Genomic DNA, 992 nt, shown 5'->3' on the forward strand with positions numbered 1-992 from the left:
CCCCTCGCCATATTCAGGCAACACATCCACGAGCGGAGATAGGGCAATGACCTACGCAAAGACGGACGAAGCGGTCAGGAAGCTTACGCCCGAGCAGTATCGGGTGACCCAGCAGAACGGCACGGAACGCCCCTTCACAGGGGAGTATAATGACAACAAAAGGCCGGGAATCTATGTCGACATCGTTTCCGGCGAACCGCTGTTCGCCTCGGCCGACAAATTCGATTCCGGCTGCGGCTGGCCGAGCTTCACCAAGCCGATCGTACCGGCAAATGTGAAAGAACTGCGGGATGACTCCTATGGCATGACCCGCACCGAGGTGCGCTCCGCCCATGGCGACAGCCACCTCGGCCATGTGTTTCCCGACGGCCCTCGAGATCGCGGCGGGCTGCGTTACTGCATCAATTCCGCTGCACTGCGCTTCATTCCGCGCGAGGAAATGGAGGCCGAGGGCTACGGCGCGTATATCAACCAGGTGGAGGATATCTGAATGACCGAGAGAGCTGTTTTGGCTGGTGGCTGCTTCTGGGGGATGCAGGACTTGATCCGCAAGCTCCCCGGGGTCGTTTCGACGCGCGTGGGCTACACCGGCGGCGACGTCCCGAATGCCACCTACCGCAATCATGGTACCCACGCCGAGGGCATCGAGATCATCTTCGATCCCGAGACCATCAGCTACAGGCGGATTCTGGAGTTCTTCTTCCAGATCCACGATCCGACCACGAGAAACCGGCAGGGCAACGACATCGGCAGCTCCTACCGGTCGGCAATCTACTACGTCGACGATGAGCAGAGGAGAATAGCCGAGGACACTATCGCAGACGTCGATGCTTCCGGGCTGTGGCCTGGCAAGGTGGTGACCGAAGTCGAACCGGTCGGAGACTTCTGGGAGGCCGAGCCAGAGCACCAGGATTACCTGGAGCGCTACCCCAACGGCTATACCTGTCACTTCCCGCGCCCCAATTGGGTGCTGCCCCGGCGGAAGGCGGCCG

2 protein-coding genes are annotated in these 992 nt (G+C 61.0%); both read left to right on the plus strand.

Going from position 1 to position 992, the window contains the following annotated elements:
- Window positions 1–46: 46 nt before the first annotated feature.
- The gene (msrB, locus tag AYK65_RS21555; RefSeq protein WP_046119118.1) at window positions 47–490 is read left to right on the plus strand and encodes a peptide-methionine (R)-S-oxide reductase MsrB; all 444 of its coding nucleotides are present in this window, start codon (window positions 47–49) and stop codon (window positions 488–490) included.
- Window positions 491–992, plus strand: a 502-nt coding sequence (msrA, locus tag AYK65_RS21560) for a peptide-methionine (S)-S-oxide reductase MsrA (RefSeq protein ID WP_081160589.1), incomplete at its 3' end; no start/stop codon positions are given.

Origin of the sequence: Ensifer aridi (assembly GCF_002078505.1) — a bacterium.
Taxonomy (GTDB): domain Bacteria; phylum Pseudomonadota; class Alphaproteobacteria; order Rhizobiales; family Rhizobiaceae; genus Sinorhizobium; species Sinorhizobium aridi.

Bases quoted from the DNA above. Each gene is read 5' to 3' on its own strand.
- msrB (WP_046119118.1), top strand. From the start codon at position 47: ATGACCTACGCAAAGACGGACGAAGCGGTCAGGAAGCTTACGCCCGAG.